This is a genomic window from Pseudomonas sp. NC02, from assembly GCF_002874965.1.
GTDB lineage: Bacteria > Pseudomonadota > Gammaproteobacteria > Pseudomonadales > Pseudomonadaceae > Aquipseudomonas.
This window is the reverse complement of the sequence record NZ_CP025624.1, coordinates 5,379,302-5,395,524: the sequence shown is the minus strand read 5'-3', so window position 1 is coordinate 5,395,524 and position 16,223 is coordinate 5,379,302. Positions and strand designations below refer to the sequence as shown.

Here is a 16,223-nt window from a genome sequence, read left to right as displayed (position 1 = left end):
ACAGATCCTCCAGTGAACAATGATTACAGGGTCAGGAAGCCGGAGTAGAGGCCATAGCCCGCCACGAGGGCGCCTATGACGACTGCGGCGAAAATCAGCTTCTCGACGTTGGTGAAAATCGGTTTGCCCAATTCATGCTTGGCCATGGCGAACAGGATCACGCCAGGGGCGTAGAGCAGGGCGGACAGCAACAGGTACTTGGTGCCACCGGCGTACAGCAGCCAGACCGCGTAGATCAACGCGATGGCGCCGATCAGCAGGTCTTTCCTGCGTTCGCCCGGGGCGCTTTCATAGGTTTCACCGCGCACCGCCAGCAGCAGTGCATAGGCCGCCGACCACAGGTAAGGCACCAGGATCATCGAGGTGGCGAGGTAGATCAGCGACAGGTAAGTGCTGGCCGAGAACAGCGTGATCACCAGGAAAATCTGCACCATGGCGTTGGTCAGCCACAGGGCGTTGGCCGGCACGTGGTTGGCGTTTTCCTTACGCAGGAACTCCGGCATGGTGTGGTCCTTGGCGGCGGCGAACATGATCTCCGCACACAGCAGCACCCACGACAGCAGCGCCCCCAGCAAGGAAATGATCAAGCCGACGCTGATCAATACCGCGCCCCAGTGACCCACCACGTGCTCCAGCACGGCGGCCATCGACGGGTTTTGCAGCTTGGCCAATTCCGGTTGGGTCATGATCCCCAGGGACAGCACGTTCACCAGCATCAGGAACAGCAGCACGGTGATAAAACCAATCACCGTGGCCTTGCCGACGTCGGAGCGTTTTTCGGCGCGGGACGAGAAGATGCTCGCACCCTCAATGCCGATGAACACCCAGACGGTGACCAGCATCATGTTGCGCACCTGGTTCATCACGCTGCCCAGGTCCGGGTTTTTCACGCCCCAGATGTCGGCGGTGAAGATGTCCAGCTTGAACGCGAAGAGCGCGATCAACACAAACAGCACCAGTGGCACCACCTTGGCGATGGTGGTAACCAGGTTGATGAACGCGGCTTCCTTGATCCCGCGCAGTACCAGGAAGTGCACGGCCCACAGCAGCACCGACGCGCCGATCACCGCCGCCGGGGTGTTGCCTTCGCCGAAGATGGGGAAGAAGTAACCGAGGGTGCTGAACAGCAGCACGAAATAGCCGACGTTGCCCAGCCAGGCACTGATCCAGTAACCCCAGGCGGATGAGAAACCCATGTAGTCGCCAAACCCGGCCTTGGCGTAGGCATAGACCCCGCCGTCGAGGTCGGGCTTGCGATTGGCCAGGGTCTGGAACACGAACGCCAGGGTCAACATGCCCACGGCGGTGATCACCCAACCAATCAGTACCGCGCCGACATCGGCGCTGGCCGCCATGTTTTGCGGCAGTGAGAAGATCCCGCCACCAATCATTGAACCCACGACAAGTGCAACCAGTGCGCCGAGTCGAAGTTTTCCGGGAGATTCAGACATCGCATGACTCCAATGCAGGAGAAGAGAGACCACAGAATAAATCCGTGCGCTAATCAAACAGCTGACTCAGATCACTTCATTGGCACATTCCATTGTGAATTAATGACTTATGATGAAAGGTACGGGCGCTCAAGTGCCTCGCAGAGGCTCGTCGTAGAGCGGTTCTGCGTTTCAAACAACAGGTTTTCTCATTAGCGTGGACCTTTGAAGCTAGCCCGTATTTGCAGATATGCAAACTTTTACAGCGCAGCGTTATTTAAATTATAAATTTGCCTTAACGCTCTTTATTGTCATGCCTTTAAGTTATGAAGCAGGCGCCTTTATTGGCTATATCTAATAAACGCTGCGCCGGCTTAATAAATTAGTTGAGTGCACAGTTGTTGGCTCAATGGTTGTTTTGTTCAGGAGTGTTCATGTCCCAATCCTCGGAAAAGCTGCGCCTCAATGCCTTGATCGCCCTGGTGGTGGGCTCGATGATCGGCGGCGGGATTTTCTCGTTGCCGCAGAACATGGCGGCGCGGGCCGAGGTAGGCGCGGTGTTGATTGGCTGGGGCATTACCGCCGTGGGCATGCTGACCCTGGCCTTTGTGTTCCAGACCCTGGCCAACCGCAAGCCGGAACTGGATTCCGGCGTATACGCGTACGCCAAGGCCGGGTTCGGCGACTACATGGGTTTCTCGTCGGCCTGGGGCTACTGGATCAGTGCCTGGATGGGCAACGTCGGTTACTTCGTGTTGCTATTCAGTACCCTCGGCTACTTTTTTCCGGTGTTCGGCCAGGGCAATACCCCGGTGGCGATTGGCTGCGCATCGGTGTTGTTGTGGGCGGTGCATTTCCTGGTGATGCGCGGGATCAAGGAGGCGGCGTTCATCAACCAGATCACCACCGTGGCCAAGATCGTACCGCTGGTGATGTTTATCGTGATCGCCGCCGTGGCATTCAAGGGCGATATCTTTACCCGGGATATCTGGGGCCTGAGTAATCCGAATTTCGGCGGCGTGGTGGATCAGGTGCGCAACATGATGCTGGTCACGGTGTTTGTGTTTATCGGCATCGAGGGCGCCAGTGTCTACTCGGCGCGGGCCGAGAAACGCTCGGACGTGGGCCGGGCCACGGTCATCGGTTTCCTGGGGGTGTTGGCGCTGCTGGTATTGGTCAACCTGCTGTCGCTCGGGATCATGAGCCAGCCGGAACTGGCCAACCTGCAAAACCCGTCCCTGGCCGGGGTGCTGGAACATATCGTCGGCCCGTGGGGCGCGCTGTTGATCAGCATCGGCCTGGCGGTTTCGCTGTTGGGCGCGCTGCTGTCGTGGGCCTTGCTCTGCGCCGAAATCCTCTATGCCACCGCCCATGACAAGACCATGCCGGCGTTCCTGAAAAAGGAAAACGTCAATCAGGTGCCGGTCAATGCGTTGTGGCTGACCAATGTAATGATCCAGCTGTTCCTGGTGATCACGCTGTTTTCGGAAAGCACCTACACCACCCTGATCTACCTGGCGTCGTCGATGATCCTGGTGCCCTATCTGTGGTCGGCGGCGTATGCGGTGCTGTTGAGCGGCCGCGGTGAAACCTACGAAGGCGCCCATGGCGAACGCACCAAGGACCTGCTGGTGAGCCTGATCGCCCTGGCCTATGCGGTGTGGCTGCTCTACGCCGGTGGCCTGAAGTACTTGCTGCTGTCGGCGCTGCTGTATGCACCGGGGGTGATCCTGTTTGCCCTGGCCAAGCGCGAGCAGGGCCAGCCCTTGTTTACCCATCTGGAAAAAGGCATTTTCGCCTGCGTGATCGCCGGGGCGAGCCTGGCGGCGTATGGGTTGTACAGCGGGGTATTGTCGTTGTGAGAATGCAGCTGGCGTATCAGGCGCCGTATGACTGGGCGGCGATGTTGGGCTTTTTGTCGGCGCGGGCGATCAGCGGGATGGAGACGGTGGACGCAGGCGTTTACTCGCGCAGTATCAGTGTCGACGGTCAGCAGGGTTGGCTCAGTGTGTCGCCCGGGGCCGGTGATTGGCTTGAGGTAACGGTGGACTTCCCCGACCCGGCAGCGTTGCCGGAAATTGAGCGGCGGTTACGGGACATGTTTGACCTGTCGGCTGACCCGAAGCGGATCAACCGGCAATTGGCGAATGATCCCTTGATGGCGAGCTTGGTGGCGGCGCGTCCTGGCTTGCGGGTGCCGGGAACCTGGGATGGGCTGGAGTTGGCGATCCGCGCGGTGTTGGGCCAGCAGATTACCGTGGTGGCGGCGATCAAGCTGGCGGGCAAGCTGGTGGCGCAGTACGGCACGCCGCTGGTGACGCCCCATGCCGGTGTGACCCATGTGTTTCCTTCGGCCGAGGTGCTGGCAGCCGCAGATTTGGCAACCCTCGGCATGCCGAAAAGTCGCGGGCGTACCTTGTCGGGCGTGGCCCAGGCGTTGCTGGATGACCCGCAGATTTTCCAGGCGAAGGCGAACCTGAAGGAAGGCGTGGCGCGGTTGGTCGCATTACCCGGGATTGGTGACTGGACGGCGCAGTACATCGCCATGCGCCAGATGCGCGAGCAGGATGCGTTTGCCTCGGGGGATATCGGTTTGATCAATGCGCTGGTGGCGCTGGAAGGCGGGCCGGTGAGCCCGCGCCAGTTGCTGGCGCGGGCTGAGGCCTGGCGACCGCTTAGAGCCTATGCGGCGCAGCATTTGTGGACATCACTGAGCCGCGCGGATTGATTCTGCGTACCTGTGGCGAGGGAGCTTGCTCCCGCTGGGGCGCGAAGCGGCCCCATTGACCCAAAAGCTGGGGCCTGCTGCGCAGTCCAGCGGAAGCAAGCTCCCTCGCCACAGGATCTTCGGTCACCACTGAGGGCGGTGTGAGCCCAATTCCCCGGCGGGCAAGTCCCACTGCAACGGTGTCCCGCTGATGGTCACCGGGGGCAGCAAGCGGTGGGCCGGGCCCCAGGCGGTTTGCTCCACCACCAAGCCTTGATCACCCGGTTCTTCGGCCCGCAGCGGTAGTTGTTCAGGGACTTGTCCTGCGTCCACCAACAGCTTTGCCGTGCGCGCGAGGGACAACAGTGCCGAACCGCCGCGGCCGGATTTCAATCGTTCACTCAACGCCTGAATCGCACTGGCCGCCATCAAATACCCGGTGGCGTGGTCCAGCGCCTGCAACGGCAGCGGCACCGGTTTGTCCGAGTTTTTCCACTGCCTGCCAGCCTCGGCAATCCCGGTGCTCATCTGCACCAGGCTGTCGAACCCCCGGCGATTGCGCCACGGGCCGCTCCAGCCGTAAGCGTTGAGGCTGGCGTCGATCAGGCCAGGCGCGAGGGCTTGCAGCGCAGCCTCACCGTAGCCCAACTGTTCCAGTGCATCGGCGCGATAGCCGTGCAGCAGAATGTCGGTGTCCTTGAGCAGGTTTTCGAAGATCAGGCGGTCGTCGGGGTTTTTCAGGTCCAGGCGGGCGCAACGTTTGCCCAGGGTCATTTCCGGCACCACGCCGGGTTCGTTCCAGTCAGGGGAATCGATGCGCAGTACATCGGCGCCGAGGCCAGCCAGAAAACGGCTGGCGGTGGGGCCGGCCAATACGCGCGTCAGGTCCAGCACCTTGATGCCCGCCAGCGGCCTTGCCACCGAGCCCAACCAGGGTTTGTCGCTGAGGGCTGCAAAGGTCTGGCGATGGACCAGCGGTTCCTGATTGACCGCCAAGCCTTGTGGATGCACCTGCCAGTCTTGCCATGAGCGCATCTGCGCCGCACAGCCGTTGGCTTCGACGATCGCCTGTTCCAGCTCGGCAGCGGTCCATGGCGCAACCTTCGCGGCCATTGCTTCACGGTCAGCGACCTGCCCGAGTACGCGCTCGGCGGCGGCACGGTGATGCGGTGCATTGGTGTGCAGGCGAATCCAGCCATCGGTGCAGGCGTAGTCGCCGGCTATCGGGTCCCACAGCGGCGGTGTGGTCCAGCCGTCGGGGCGCAGCGAGGAGGAGAACCAGAACGAGGCGAGGCGCCGGTCCACGGTCACCGAGGGCAGGCGCCCGGTTTGCTGCAACAGCAACTGGGCGACCGCCTGGCCCGCGGCACCGATGCTGGCGCTGGCCAGTTCGGTGACGGCAAAGGTCGAGGGCAGGGCGCCGACTTCGGTTACGGCCAGTGGGGTGACGGGTAAATCGAGTGCTTCCTGGATGGGGGTGAGCAGATCAGTCATCAAAGGCCCTCCTAATGAGAAGGACCATCATAGAAGATCATCAGGGTTGAATGACAACCCCCGGCTCCAGTGGCAGATCCACGCTGGCGATAAAGCCGCCGCCTTGATGATTGGCCAGGATCAGGCTGCCGCCATGGCGCTCTGCGGCGCGCCGCGCAATGGCCAGGCCCAGGCCATGGCCCTGGGCGGTTTGCCCCGGGGCGCGGTAAAACGGCTCGCCGAGTTGGCTCAGGTGTTCGGCATCCACGCCGGGGCCGTGGTCGCGCACACTGATCACAATGCGTTCGCCCTGGCGTCTGGCTTCCATTTCAATCGGTTGCCCGGGCGGGTTGAAGCGTTGGGCGTTGCGCAGCAGGTTATCCACCGCGCGTTCGATCATGGTCGGCCAGCCCTTGAGGTGCAGCCCGGCCTCGGCATCCAGCTGCACGGGTTGGTCCGGCGCGCCGAGCAAGGCGTCTTTTTGCAGGGTCCGGAGCAACGGGTTGAGGTCGATGTCTTCGGCACTGGCGTTATCAGCGTCCACCCGGGCGAGTACCAGGATTTCGCTGATCAGCGCTTCCAGGCGGTCGCATTCGCGGGTCAGGCGCGGCCAGAGTTTTTCCCGCGCTTCGGGCGTGGCCCGTTCTGCCAGGGCCAGGGCGATCCGCAGGCGGGCCAGGGGCGAGCGCAGTTCGTGGGACACATCCCGCAGCAACTGGCGCTGGCTGCCGATCAGGCTTTGCAGGCGGGCGCCCATGCGGTTGAAGTCGGTGGCCAGTACGCCGAATTCGTCGCGACGGTTGGCCAGCCGCGCCAGGCTGTTCTGCTGATAGGTGGTCTGGCCCAGGTCGTGCACTGCGCCGCGCAGGCGGCTGAGGGGGCGGGTGATGGACAACGTCACCAACAGGCTGAACAGGGTCAGCACCACCAGCGCAATCGCCAGGGCACTTAACGGCCAGAGTAGGCTGCTGCGGTGCCAGGCGTCCAGTTCCGGGTGGGGAATGCGGTAGATCAGCAGGTAGGTGTCGCCGGTTTTTTCGCTGGTGTACTCGGCGGTCAGCCGGCGCCAGGGCAGGTGGCGGTCCTGGCTGTCGTTTTGCCGGGCTTCGAGGGCGGCGGCGCGGCGCGGGAAGGTGCCGCGCACCACAGGCTCGCCGCTTTCGTTAAGCACTTGCACGTCAATGTGGTACTGACGCTTGCGCTGCTGCAGCAGCTCCTGGGCGGCGTCCTCGCCCTGGGCCTCGTAAAGCTGCGTCCATTCCTGCGCGAGGTTATTGAGCCCAGGGTGGCGGCTGAGAATCCAGGCGTCCTGGTTGAGCATATGCCCAAGCAGGATCGACAACCCGGCAACCAGGGCGATGGCCAGCCAGAAGCTGGCAAGGACGCGCCAGAACAATGAACGCACAAGAAATCCTCAAACAGGAAAAGCCCAGCGGCGGTGGCCACTGGGCTGGGAGTGAAGCTAGATCATTATTGCGCTTTTTGCGGCTGCTGGGCTTTCCAGGCCTGGAATTCCTTCCACTCGGCGCGGCGCTCGGCTTGTTTCTTCACGATCTCGTCGAATTTCTTCTGTTGATCGGGTTTCAGCACGGCACGGATGTCGGTCTGGGTTTTCTGCTTGGCGGCCGCCATTTCGTCTTTCATGGCTTTCTGATCTGCGGCTGGCAGTTTGTCCAGGTACTTGCGCACCAACTCTTTGCGAGCGTGCCATTGCTGGCCCATCAACTTGCCGATCTGCTGGCGCTGTTCAGGGCTCAGGTCCAGCTGGCTGAAAGGGCCACCTTTGCCCCGCATGCCGTGTTCACCGCCGTGACCTGGGCCACCCATCATGTGGCCTTCAGGACCGCCCATCGGGCCTGGGCCTTCTGGCGCAGCGGCCATGGCAACGGTTGGCAGGGCAGCAGCGAACATCAAAGCGATAAGGGTCTTGCGCATGGTGATTCTCCTGTCTCTATTCCGGTGAGTCCGGATGTGAGTAGATTACGGAGATCAAGGTCAGCGGCAGTCAGGGTACGGTAAAGCTTGGGTAAAGAGGATTTTGGGCGGGGCTGACAAAACTATTGGCGACCGTAGCAGCTGTCGAGCCTTGGCGAGGCTGCGAGGCAGGCGCTGCGGTCTGACACCTGTACCGAGGCGATGCTGTCGCAGCCTCGCCGAGGCTCGACAGCTGCTACGCGGGCTAGAGGCTGTAGTAATAGCCGCGGCTACGCAGCGCCACGATCCGTGGCCGGCCATCCGGGTGCGGGCCGATCTTCTTGCGCAGGTTGCTGACGTGCATGTCCAGGCTGCGGTCATACAGGGTCAGCTTGCGGCCCAGGGCGATTTGCGCCAGTTCCTGCTTGTCCAGCGGCTCGCCGGGCTGACGCAGCAAGGCTTCCAGCAGGCGGCTTTCGGACACGGTCAGGGCAAATTCCTGTTCATCGATAGTGACCACGCCACGCACCGGGCTGAAGCACAGGTCGCCCAGCTCCAGCTGAGTGGACACGGCGGCCGGGTGGCTGCGGCGCAGCACGGCGCGCAGGCGCGCGGTCAGTTCACGAGGATCGCAGGGTTTGGCCAGGTAGTCGTCGGCGCCCAGTTCCAGGCCGAGGATCCGGTCCAGGGGTTCGCCCCTGGCCGAGAGCATCAGCACCGGCAGTTCCGGGTGGTCGCTGCGCAATTGCTTGAGCAGCTCCAGGCCGCTGCCGTCGGGCAGCATCACGTCGAGCACCACGGCCGCCGGGGCGGCTTCGGCCAATGCCTTGCGGGCGCTCAAGCCGTCATGGCAGGCGCGCACCTGGAAACCTTCCTGGCTCAACCAACTGGTCAGCAGCTCACAGAGCTCCTGGTCATCATCTATCAGTAACAGCTCGCTCATGACTCACTCAATTTAGCCATTGTCGACGGCGCCGGTGCCCGCCACTGGCGAAGATCCCGCATAACAGGGCGATCAGCGCGACTGCCCCGCCGGTCACGAACCATTGTTGTTGCTCGGTAAGCCAGCGTGGCAAGGCACTGCCCTGTGCTTCTTTGAGTTGCTGGACCAGGCGTTGGTTCTCCTGGCGCAGTTTACTCAGTTGGGTACTTTCCCGCGTGGCGTCAGCACTTTGCAATTGCTTGCTCAGCTCATCGCGCTGGCGTTCGCTCTCTTTCAAACGTTGCTGCAAATCGGTGATCTGGCTGCCGGCACTCAAGGACAGGGGCGTGGAACTGCCGGTGTTCGAGGTTTCTTCAGCGTGGGCCGTAGCCCCGATCATTAACACTGCCAACAGACACAACTGACGTAAGCGCATCGGAACTCCTGATTCCACACGAATATTCAGAACGTTGTCGGCAGGTTACCGGGAATAATGAGCGTTTAGGAGTGCGCTGAAGCCATTTGGTTCAGCGCGCAACGAATCAAGGCAGGACTTGCTTGAACGGTTTGACCAGCACCTGGGCGTACACGCCGGCCGCTACATACGGATCAGCATCGGCCCAGGCTTGTGCCGCCGCCAGGGAGGCGAACTCGGCGACGATCAGGCTACCGATGAAACCGGCGTCTCCCGGGTCGTTGCTGTCTACCGCAGGATGTGGGCCGGCCAGTACCAGGCGGCCTTCGGCTTGCAGCTGTTTCAGGCGCTCGACGTGGGCCGGGCGTACGGACAGGCGTTTTTCCAGGGAGTTGGCGACGTCGGTGGAAATGATGGCGTAGAGCATGTCAGTCCTCGGTTTTCGGCGTGGTAGGGTCGGTGTCATGCAGGTGGCGCGACAGGTAGATACCCTGGCCGACCAGGAACAGCACGGTCATGCCCAGGCTGCCGAACACCTTGAAGTCCACCCAGTAGCTCTGGAAGGTAAAGGCGACGAACAGGTTGGCGGCGCCGCAGAACAGGAAAAACACGATCCAGGCGATGTTCAGGCGGGTCCATACCGGGTCTGGCAAGGTCAGCGCGTGGCCCATGATCCGCTTGATCAGCAGGCGATCACCGATGAAGTGGCTGCCGATAAAGGCCAGGGCGAACAGCCAGTTGACCACCGGGGCTTTCCATTTAAGGAAGGTTTCGCTGTGGAAGGCCAGGGTCAGGCTGCCGAACACAAGGCAGGCGACCAGGGTCAGCCACTGGCTTTTTTCCAGCTTGCGCTGGGAGATGAAGAGCGCGCCGTAGACCACCACGGAGCTGATGATCAGCACCGCCGTGGCGCTGTAGATGCCGCCGACGGTCAGCTCGTGGCCGGCAAGATCGATAACGCGAGGGTCGGTTTTGTAAACGATGAAAAACAGCAACAGCGGGATGAAGTCGATGAATTGTTTCACAGTAAGAGCCAGAAGCTGGATGTGGCGGCATAATAACAAACATCCTTGGTAGCGAAAGCGCCAGCTGACTTGAGGTTACACACTCCCGTGAATGTTGATTTGCACTGCCATAGCACAGCCTCCGACGGCGCCCTGGCGCCCGCGGTCCTGGTTGCGCGTGCGTTTGAAAAAGGCGTGCGAGTCCTGTCGTTGACCGACCACGACACCCTCGAAGGCCTGGCAGAGGCCCGCGAGGCGGCGCATGCGTTGGGCATGCAACTGGTCAACGGGGTTGAATTGTCCTGCACCTGGGGCGGCGCAACCATCCACGTATTGGGCTACGGTTTCGACGTCAACGCGCCGCCGCTGGTGGAGGCCATCGCCAAATTGCACGATGGCCGCTGGCTGCGGTCCGAAGAAATAAGCCGCAAGCTGGCCCTCAAGGGCATGCCCAACGGCCTGGAAGGCGCCCGCGCCATCCAGCAGGAACTGGGTGACAGCGGCAACGCCCCGGCCCGCCCGCACTTTGCCGACTGGATGGTGCGTGAAGGTTTTGTAAAGGATCGCGCCGAAGCGTTCCGCAAATGGCTGGGTGCCGGCAAGCTGGGGGACGTCAAGCAACACTGGCCAACCCTGGAAGACACCGTTGGCACACTGCGGGCAGCAGGTGCCTGGGTCAGCCTGGCGCATCCGTGGCATTACGATTTCACCCGCAGCAAGCGTCGCAAGCTGATTGGCGACTATATTGGAGCGGGCGGCCACGCAATCGAAGTGGTCAACGGGCATCAACCCGCCGAGCAGGTAGGCAGCCTGGCGATTCTTGCCCGCGAATTTGGTCTGCTGGTCAGCGCCGGCAGTGATTTTCATGGCCCCGGCGGCTGGTCCGAGATTGGCGAGTACCGCGCCGTTCCGGAAGATTTGCCGCCCCTTTGGTGTCGCTTCAAACATGACCCCATTATTGCCACCGTCTGAACAGGTAGAACACGTGAGTCAATTCTTCCAGATTCATCCGGAAAACCCGCAGGCGCGCCTGATCAAACAGGCCGTGGAGATCATCCGTGCCGGTGGCGTGGTGATCTACCCCACGGATTCGTCCTACGCCATCGGTTGCCAGATCGGCGACAAGAATGCGGTCGAGCGCGTAAGACGCCTGCGTGACCTGGACAAGAACCACAACTTCGCACTGATTTGCAGCGACCTGTCCCAGCTGGGGCTGTTCGCCAAGGTCGACACCGGCACCTTCCGCCTGCTCAAGGCCCACACGCCGGGGCCCTACACCTTCATCCTCAACGCCACCCGCGAAGTGCCGCGCCTGCTGCTGCACCCGAAGAAGCGCACCATCGGCCTGCGGGTGCCGGAACACCCGATCGCCCTGGCGCTGCTGGCCGAACTCGGTGAGCCGCTGATGAGTGTGTCGCTGATCCTGCCGGGGGAAGAAGAGCCGTTGTACGACCCTTATGAAATGCGCCGGCTGCTGGAAAAACACGTCGACCTGATCATCGACGGCGGCTACGGCGGCAACAAGGCCTCCACCGTGATCAACCTGGCCGATGGCGAGCCGGAAGTGGTGCGTGTGGGGTGTGGCGACCCGGCACCGTTCATGGTCGAGGCCTGAATGTCGGCCGTGGAAACCGTCGACAGCCAGGCGGGCGCCCAGCAGGAACTGCCATTTGCCATGGTCTACGGCCAGGCCGTGATGGAAATGCCGCTGGACCTGTACATCCCGCCGGATGCGCTGGAAGTCTTCCTCGAAGCCTTCGAAGGTCCGCTGGACTTGCTGCTGTACCTGATCCGCAAGCAGAACATCAATATCCTCGACATCCCGGTGGCGGAAATCACCCGCCAGTACATGGGCTACGTCGAACTGATGCAGACCGTGCGCCTGGAACTGGCCGCCGAATACCTGGTGATGGCCGCGATGCTCGCGGAAATCAAGTCACGCATGCTGCTGCCGCGCTCGGAGACTATCGAGGCGGAAGAGGATGACCCCCGCGCCGAACTGATCCGCCGCCTGCAGGAGTACGAGCGCTTCAAGGCCGCGGCCGAAGGCATCGACGGTTTGAGCCGGGTCGGCCGCGATGTGGTGGTGCCCAAGCTCGACGCCCCGGAAGCCCGGGCGCGCAAGCTGCTGCCGGACGTGAGCCTGGAAGAGTTGCTGATGTCCATGGCCGAAGTACTGCGCCGTGGCGATATGTTTGAAAGCCACCAGGTCAGCCGCGAGGCACTGTCCACCCGCGAGCGCATGAGTGATGTGCTGGATCGCCTCAAGGGCGGCGGGTTTGTGCCGTTTGTCGAGCTGTTTACCAAGGAAGAAGGGCGCCTGGGGGTAGTCGTGACCTTTATGGCGATCCTTGAGCTGGTCAAGGAATCCTTGGTCGAGCTGGTCCAGAATGAGCCTTTTGCGGCTATCCACGTGCGGGCGCGAGCCGAATAAAGAGCTGAATCGATGAATCTGACTGAACCCCGCGAACTGGCTCCGCTGCTGGAAGCCTTTCTCCTGGCCTCGGGCAAGCCGCAATCCCTGGAGCGCCTGTTCGAACTGTTTGAAGAAGCCGAGCGCCCTGAGCCGCCGGTGTTCAAGAAGGCCCTGGAGATTCTGCGCAAGTCCTGCGACGGCCGTGCCTTCGAGCTGCGGGAAGTGGCTTCCGGGTATCGCCTGCAAATTCGCGAGAAGTTTTCGCCGTGGGTCGGCCGCCTGTGGGAAGAACGCCCGCAGCGCTATTCCCGCGCGATGCTGGAAACCATGGCGCTGATCGCCTATCGCCAGCCGATCACCCGGGGCGAGATCGAAGACGTGCGCGGCGTCGCGGTCAACAGCCATATCGTCAAGACGTTGCTGGAGCGGGAGTGGATCAGGATCGTTGGCTACCGCGACGTGCCCGGCAAGCCGGCGATGTTTGCCACTACCAAGGTGTTCCTCGACCACTTCAACCTGAAAAACCTCGACGACTTGCCGCCGCTGGCCGAGCTGCGGGAGATGGAGCCGGACCCGGTCCTGGATTTCGACGACGCACCGGTGCCCGCCGGGTTGCAGGAGCTGGCCGACGCCAGCGCCGAGCCGGAAGAGCCGAAGGACGAAACCAGTTTCCACACATTGTTGCTGGAACTGGATGACATGGAGCAGGGCATCAAGACTGACTTCGATGACTTGCTGCGTGATGGTGCGGCCAGTGACGGTGAGCAGGAGCCTGCGCTGCAACTGAACGTTGAGGTTGAGCTGCCAGTCGAAGTTGAAGATGAGCCCGAGCCTGAACCCGAGGAGGACATCCTCGGCGTCGCCGAAGCGCGTGCCAAACTGCTGGCCGCCGTCGCAGCGCTCGAACAACCGCCGCTGAGCGACGAAGAAGACGAAGCCCGCGCCCTGGCCGAAGCCATCGAAAACGAGCGCCGCCAATTCGAAGACTGACGCAGAACAAAATGTGGGAGCGGGCTTGCTCGCGAATGCGGTGGGTCAGCCAAGCATCCGGCGACTGACACACTGCATTCGCGAGCAAGCCCGCTCCCACATTTGGATTGTCGCCAGCAAGGAGAACTCAAATGAGCTCCACCAAAGACCCCTGCATCAGCGTCTGCAAATTCACCGATGACATCTGCGTGGGCTGCGGGCGCAGCAAGCGCGAGATCCGTGCCTGGAAGAAACTCGACAAGGTCGACAAGCGCACGGTACTCGCCGAAGCCGAGCTGCGCCTGCTGGCGCTGGGTGCCACCGGTCGGCGGAAAGGCAAATGAGCCCGCACTTATCGACTAGTCTCTGATGCGCAACGCGCGCCATGAGCGTATGATTCGCGACCCTTTGGCGATGCGTTCGCCAAAAGCCCAGCTTTTACTATCTTCAGGCCAAGCCTGAATCGACACACCGGGAGGTGCTTAAGATGAGTGACCAAGACCAGAACGACACCCAGGAAATCGGCCCCGCAGGCGAAAAACTGCAGAAAGTCCTCGCCCGTATCGGCGTAGGCTCGCGCCGCGACGTAGAAGCCTGGATCACCCAGAAGCGCATCAAGGTCAACGGCGTTGAAGCCACCCTTGGCCAGCGCGTCGACCTGCACGATGCCATCACCATTGATGGCAAGGTCATCAAGCGTGAAGAGGCCGCCGAATCGGTGCGCCGCGTCATCATGTACAACAAGCCTGATGGCGAAATCTGCACCCGTGACGACCCGGAAGGCCGTCCAACCGTATTCGACAAGATGCCGCGCCCCAAAGAAGGCCGCTGGATCAACATCGGTCGTCTCGACATCAACACCACCGGCTTGCTGATGTTCACCACCGACGGTGAGCTGGCCAACCGCCTGATGCACCCTTCCTACGAGATGGACCGTGAATACGCGGTACGTGTGCGTGGTGAAGTCGATGACGAAATGATCGAGCGCTTGAAAGCCGGCGTCGTGCTGGAAGACGGCCCGGCCAGGTTCACCGACATCAAGCAGGCGCCGGGCGGCGAAGGCTTCAACCATTGGTACCACTGCGTGGTGATGGAAGGCCGTAACCGTGAAGTACGTCGCCTGTGGGAATCCCAGGGCCTGGTGGTCAGCCGCCTGAAGCGCGTGCGTTTCGGCCCGGTGTTCCTCAACTCCGACCTGCCGATGGGCCGCTGGCGCGAAATGAGCCAGTACGAAGTCGACATCCTCAGTGCCGAAGTCGGCCTGACGCCGGTGGCCATGCCGCAGATGAACGCCAAGAGCAAAGACAAGCTTGAGCGTATGCAGCGTAAATCGTCGCGTCCGGTGGCGCGTACCGACCGTGTTGCCCGCACCCTGCGCCCTGCGCTGGATGCACCGGCCACGGGCGGCCGCATCTCCCGCGAGCCGCACATCGAAGGCGAGCGTCGTCCTTCGGCACCGCCCCGTCAGGATGGCGAACGTGCGCCGCGCGCACCGCGTCCAGCCGGTCGTGGTGATGCACCTGCCGGCGGTCGCGGTAACCGTGGCGAGTCTGGTCGTGGTGCTCCGGCTGCGGGCCGTGCCGACGACAGCGCCAGCACCAAACGTCCAGCCAAGCCATCGCCGAAAAAGCGCCCGGGCCTGAAGCTGGTCGATGACGCGCCATCGGGCAAGCGTCGTGGTGCACCGGCCGGTTCCGGCCAGCGTCCAGGTTTTGGTCGCAAGAAGCCGCAGTGATTCGTTAAGCGCTGCATAAAAACGCCAACCCTCGGGTTGGCGTTTTTTTTGGCCTGGATTTGGAACCTGCTCTATGAGCAAAGCAGGTCCATTGTGGGAGCGGGCTTGCTCGCGAATGCGGTGTATCAGTTGATACATCCAGTGACTGACCCACCGCATTCGCGAGCAAGCCCGCTCCCACAGTTGATCTCCATTGTTTTGGCGGGCGTGTCAGAACATGAAAGCCCCATCGAACACAGGTTTATCGTCGAGGGCCAACACGCCGCTGGCGAAGATCAGGTCCAGGTGGTGGCTGCCTTTCTGCCCGCCACCCAAGCCCAGGTGCAGCCCGCAATGACGCTCTTCAAAGCCGGCGTTGCGCGCATACAAATCCTTCACGCCTTCATTGGTGCCAATGCCCAGTTCTTCCACCCGGCGATTGGACGGGTTGGCATTCAGGTATTTGTTGAAGTCATCCGCCAGCCCCGGCACTTCGCTGGCCACGGTGCAGATGGTCGAGTTCTCGATCCACAGTTCCAGCGGTGATTGCAGCACGCCGTATTTGCGCGCAAAGGGAATGGTGCTGAGGAAGGTGCCGACGAACCGCACCTGGCCGTTGATGGCCTCGCTGTGGGTGGCGATCTCGCCGGGTGCCAGGTCGTGGTTGCCGATGCCGTTGATATTGGTCCACTTCTTGATGCTGCTCATGGGCGCTTCAAGGCGCGAGCCATGCTGGTCGGTGAAGCTCAGCACGCTGGCCTGGGACATGCGCCGGATCAACGTGGCGTTGAGGTCGGCAATTCGCTGTGGGGCGACGCTGAAGGTGTCGTAGAAATAGTCGCCGTAGTCCTTGAGCAGCAGGGATTTTTTCCAGTGCTCGGCCATCACGCCTTGCAGGGCACGGATAAAGTCCGGGCCTTCGGCGCGTGGGTTGGGCAGGGTCGAGGAATCGTAGAGAAACATGTACAGGTCACAGTCTTCGATGGCCTTGGCCAGCGCTTCGCAGGGGGCCTGGTCCAGGCGTTGTACCTGGAAGTCGAAGCGGGCAGCGCTGCCCTGGATGATCGATTGGGCGATGGCGTCGTAGCGTTCGGTATGGCCAAGCAAAATGGTGGGGCGGTGCAGGCCGGCGAGGGCCGGGTGATGGGCGAGGTAATACAGAAAATGTTCGACGGCGCGGGCCTTGTCCATGACGTCCTTCCTTCAAAGCCTTCGGTAGGAGCAGTGGCAGGTGCGGCGTCCCGCACCTGCCGGGGTGC

At 62.0% G+C, this 16,223-nt stretch carries 17 protein-coding genes; 8 read left to right on the top strand and 9 right to left on the bottom strand.

Translation table 11 applies throughout. The annotated features are described in order from the left end of the window. Nucleotides 1–23: 23 nt before the first annotated feature. A complete protein-coding gene (gene arcD, locus C0058_RS25310) occupies nucleotides 24–1,451 on the bottom strand; it encodes an arginine-ornithine antiporter (protein WP_003220056.1) in 1,428 nt (475 codons plus the stop codon). Nucleotides 1,452–1,864: 413 nt separating this feature from the next. Between arcD (C0058_RS25310) and arcD (C0058_RS25305) the strand changes: the two genes are divergently transcribed. Further along, nucleotides 1,865–3,292 carry an arginine-ornithine antiporter gene (arcD, locus tag C0058_RS25305; RefSeq protein ID WP_087692651.1) on the top strand — a complete coding sequence of 476 codons (1,428 nt, stop codon included), beginning with the start codon at nucleotides 1,865–1,867 and terminating at the stop codon, nucleotides 3,290–3,292. A gap of 2 nt (nucleotides 3,293–3,294) precedes the next feature. Continuing rightward, entirely contained in the window at nucleotides 3,295–4,158 is an 864-nt protein-coding gene (locus C0058_RS25300; protein WP_008433096.1) for a DNA-3-methyladenine glycosylase, read from the top strand. 123 nt (nucleotides 4,159–4,281) lie between these two features. Here the strand turns inward: C0058_RS25300 and C0058_RS25295 are convergent, their stop codons facing one another. The 7 genes from C0058_RS25295 to C0058_RS25265 all read right to left on the bottom strand — a co-directional run bounded on the left by C0058_RS25295 (nucleotide 4,282) and on the right by C0058_RS25265 (nucleotide 9,886). Continuing rightward, nucleotides 4,282–5,631 (bottom strand): CoA transferase, encoded by a 1,350-nt coding sequence (locus C0058_RS25295; protein ID WP_102369773.1) that lies wholly within the window; start codon nucleotides 5,629–5,631, stop codon nucleotides 4,282–4,284. A 40-nt stretch (nucleotides 5,632–5,671) separates the two neighbouring features. Further along, nucleotides 5,672–7,015, bottom strand: coding sequence for a cell wall metabolism sensor histidine kinase WalK (locus C0058_RS25290; protein WP_003220063.1), 1,344 nt, complete (start codon nucleotides 7,013–7,015; stop codon nucleotides 5,672–5,674). A 65-nt stretch (nucleotides 7,016–7,080) separates the two neighbouring features. Continuing rightward, nucleotides 7,081–7,545 (bottom strand): Spy/CpxP family protein refolding chaperone, encoded by a 465-nt coding sequence (locus C0058_RS25285; protein ID WP_087692654.1) that lies wholly within the window; start codon nucleotides 7,543–7,545, stop codon nucleotides 7,081–7,083. Between the two features lie 244 nt (nucleotides 7,546–7,789). Beyond that, nucleotides 7,790–8,467, bottom strand: a complete 678-nt coding sequence (locus C0058_RS25280; protein WP_003220065.1) for a response regulator transcription factor — start codon at nucleotides 8,465–8,467, stop codon at nucleotides 7,790–7,792. 7 nt (nucleotides 8,468–8,474) lie between these two features. Further along, the gene (locus C0058_RS25275; protein ID WP_003220067.1) at nucleotides 8,475–8,882 is read right to left on the bottom strand and encodes a hypothetical protein; all 408 of its coding nucleotides are present in this window, start codon (nucleotides 8,880–8,882) and stop codon (nucleotides 8,475–8,477) included. Between the two features lie 106 nt (nucleotides 8,883–8,988). Continuing rightward, nucleotides 8,989–9,288 (bottom strand): YciI family protein, encoded by a 300-nt coding sequence (locus tag C0058_RS25270; protein WP_087692655.1) that lies wholly within the window; start codon nucleotides 9,286–9,288, stop codon nucleotides 8,989–8,991. A gap of 1 nt (nucleotide 9,289) precedes the next feature. After that, a complete protein-coding gene (locus C0058_RS25265) occupies nucleotides 9,290–9,886 on the bottom strand; it encodes a septation protein A (protein WP_102369772.1) in 597 nt (198 codons plus the stop codon). Between the two features lie 87 nt (nucleotides 9,887–9,973). Here C0058_RS25265 and C0058_RS25260 point away from each other — a divergent pair, with 87 nt between their 5' ends. The 6 genes from C0058_RS25260 to rluB all read left to right on the top strand — a co-directional run bounded on the left by C0058_RS25260 (nucleotide 9,974) and on the right by rluB (nucleotide 14,985). Further along, nucleotides 9,974–10,837, top strand: a complete 864-nt coding sequence (locus C0058_RS25260; RefSeq protein ID WP_003220073.1) for a PHP domain-containing protein — start codon at nucleotides 9,974–9,976, stop codon at nucleotides 10,835–10,837. A gap of 13 nt (nucleotides 10,838–10,850) precedes the next feature. Then, the gene (locus tag C0058_RS25255) at nucleotides 10,851–11,480 is read left to right on the top strand and encodes an L-threonylcarbamoyladenylate synthase (protein WP_003220075.1); all 630 of its coding nucleotides are present in this window, start codon (nucleotides 10,851–10,853) and stop codon (nucleotides 11,478–11,480) included. A gap of 120 nt (nucleotides 11,481–11,600) precedes the next feature. Continuing rightward, nucleotides 11,601–12,299, top strand: a complete 699-nt coding sequence (locus C0058_RS25250; protein ID WP_173406103.1) for a ScpA family protein — start codon at nucleotides 11,601–11,603, stop codon at nucleotides 12,297–12,299. Between the two features lie 12 nt (nucleotides 12,300–12,311). Beyond that, nucleotides 12,312–13,271, top strand: coding sequence for an SMC-Scp complex subunit ScpB (scpB, locus tag C0058_RS25245; protein ID WP_102369771.1), 960 nt, complete (start codon nucleotides 12,312–12,314; stop codon nucleotides 13,269–13,271). Nucleotides 13,272–13,402: 131 nt separating this feature from the next. Further along, nucleotides 13,403–13,594 (top strand): DUF1289 domain-containing protein, encoded by a 192-nt coding sequence (locus tag C0058_RS25240; protein WP_008433107.1) that lies wholly within the window; start codon nucleotides 13,403–13,405, stop codon nucleotides 13,592–13,594. A 143-nt stretch (nucleotides 13,595–13,737) separates the two neighbouring features. Further along, nucleotides 13,738–14,985, top strand: a complete 1,248-nt coding sequence (gene rluB / locus C0058_RS25235; RefSeq protein WP_003220080.1) for a 23S rRNA pseudouridine(2605) synthase RluB — start codon at nucleotides 13,738–13,740, stop codon at nucleotides 14,983–14,985. 210 nt (nucleotides 14,986–15,195) lie between these two features. On the opposite strand, the gene C0058_RS25230 is transcribed toward rluB, so the two are convergent. After that, nucleotides 15,196–16,155, bottom strand: coding sequence for a leucyl aminopeptidase (locus C0058_RS25230; RefSeq protein WP_102369770.1), 960 nt, complete (start codon nucleotides 16,153–16,155; stop codon nucleotides 15,196–15,198). Nucleotides 16,156–16,223: the final 68 nt, after the last annotated feature.

Coding starts and splice junctions, on each gene's coding strand:
- arcD (WP_003220056.1), bottom strand. CDS start 1,451: ATGTCTGAATCTCCCGGAAAACTTCGACTCGGCGCACTGGTTGCACTT.
- arcD (WP_087692651.1), top strand. CDS start 1,865: ATGTCCCAATCCTCGGAAAAGCTGCGCCTCAATGCCTTGATCGCCCTG.
- C0058_RS25300 (WP_008433096.1), top strand. CDS start 3,295: ATGCAGCTGGCGTATCAGGCGCCGTATGACTGGGCGGCGATGTTGGGC.
- C0058_RS25295 (WP_102369773.1), bottom strand. CDS start 5,631: ATGACTGATCTGCTCACCCCCATCCAGGAAGCACTCGATTTACCCGTC.
- C0058_RS25285 (WP_087692654.1), bottom strand. CDS start 7,545: ATGCGCAAGACCCTTATCGCTTTGATGTTCGCTGCTGCCCTGCCAACC.
- C0058_RS25280 (WP_003220065.1), bottom strand. CDS start 8,467: ATGAGCGAGCTGTTACTGATAGATGATGACCAGGAGCTCTGTGAGCTG.
- C0058_RS25275 (WP_003220067.1), bottom strand. CDS start 8,882: ATGCGCTTACGTCAGTTGTGTCTGTTGGCAGTGTTAATGATCGGGGCT.
- C0058_RS25270 (WP_087692655.1), bottom strand. CDS start 9,288: ATGCTCTACGCCATCATTTCCACCGACGTCGCCAACTCCCTGGAAAAA.
- scpB (WP_102369771.1), top strand. CDS start 12,312: ATGAATCTGACTGAACCCCGCGAACTGGCTCCGCTGCTGGAAGCCTTT.
- C0058_RS25240 (WP_008433107.1), top strand. CDS start 13,403: ATGAGCTCCACCAAAGACCCCTGCATCAGCGTCTGCAAATTCACCGAT.
- rluB (WP_003220080.1), top strand. CDS start 13,738: ATGAGTGACCAAGACCAGAACGACACCCAGGAAATCGGCCCCGCAGGC.
- C0058_RS25230 (WP_102369770.1), bottom strand. CDS start 16,155: ATGGACAAGGCCCGCGCCGTCGAACATTTTCTGTATTACCTCGCCCAT.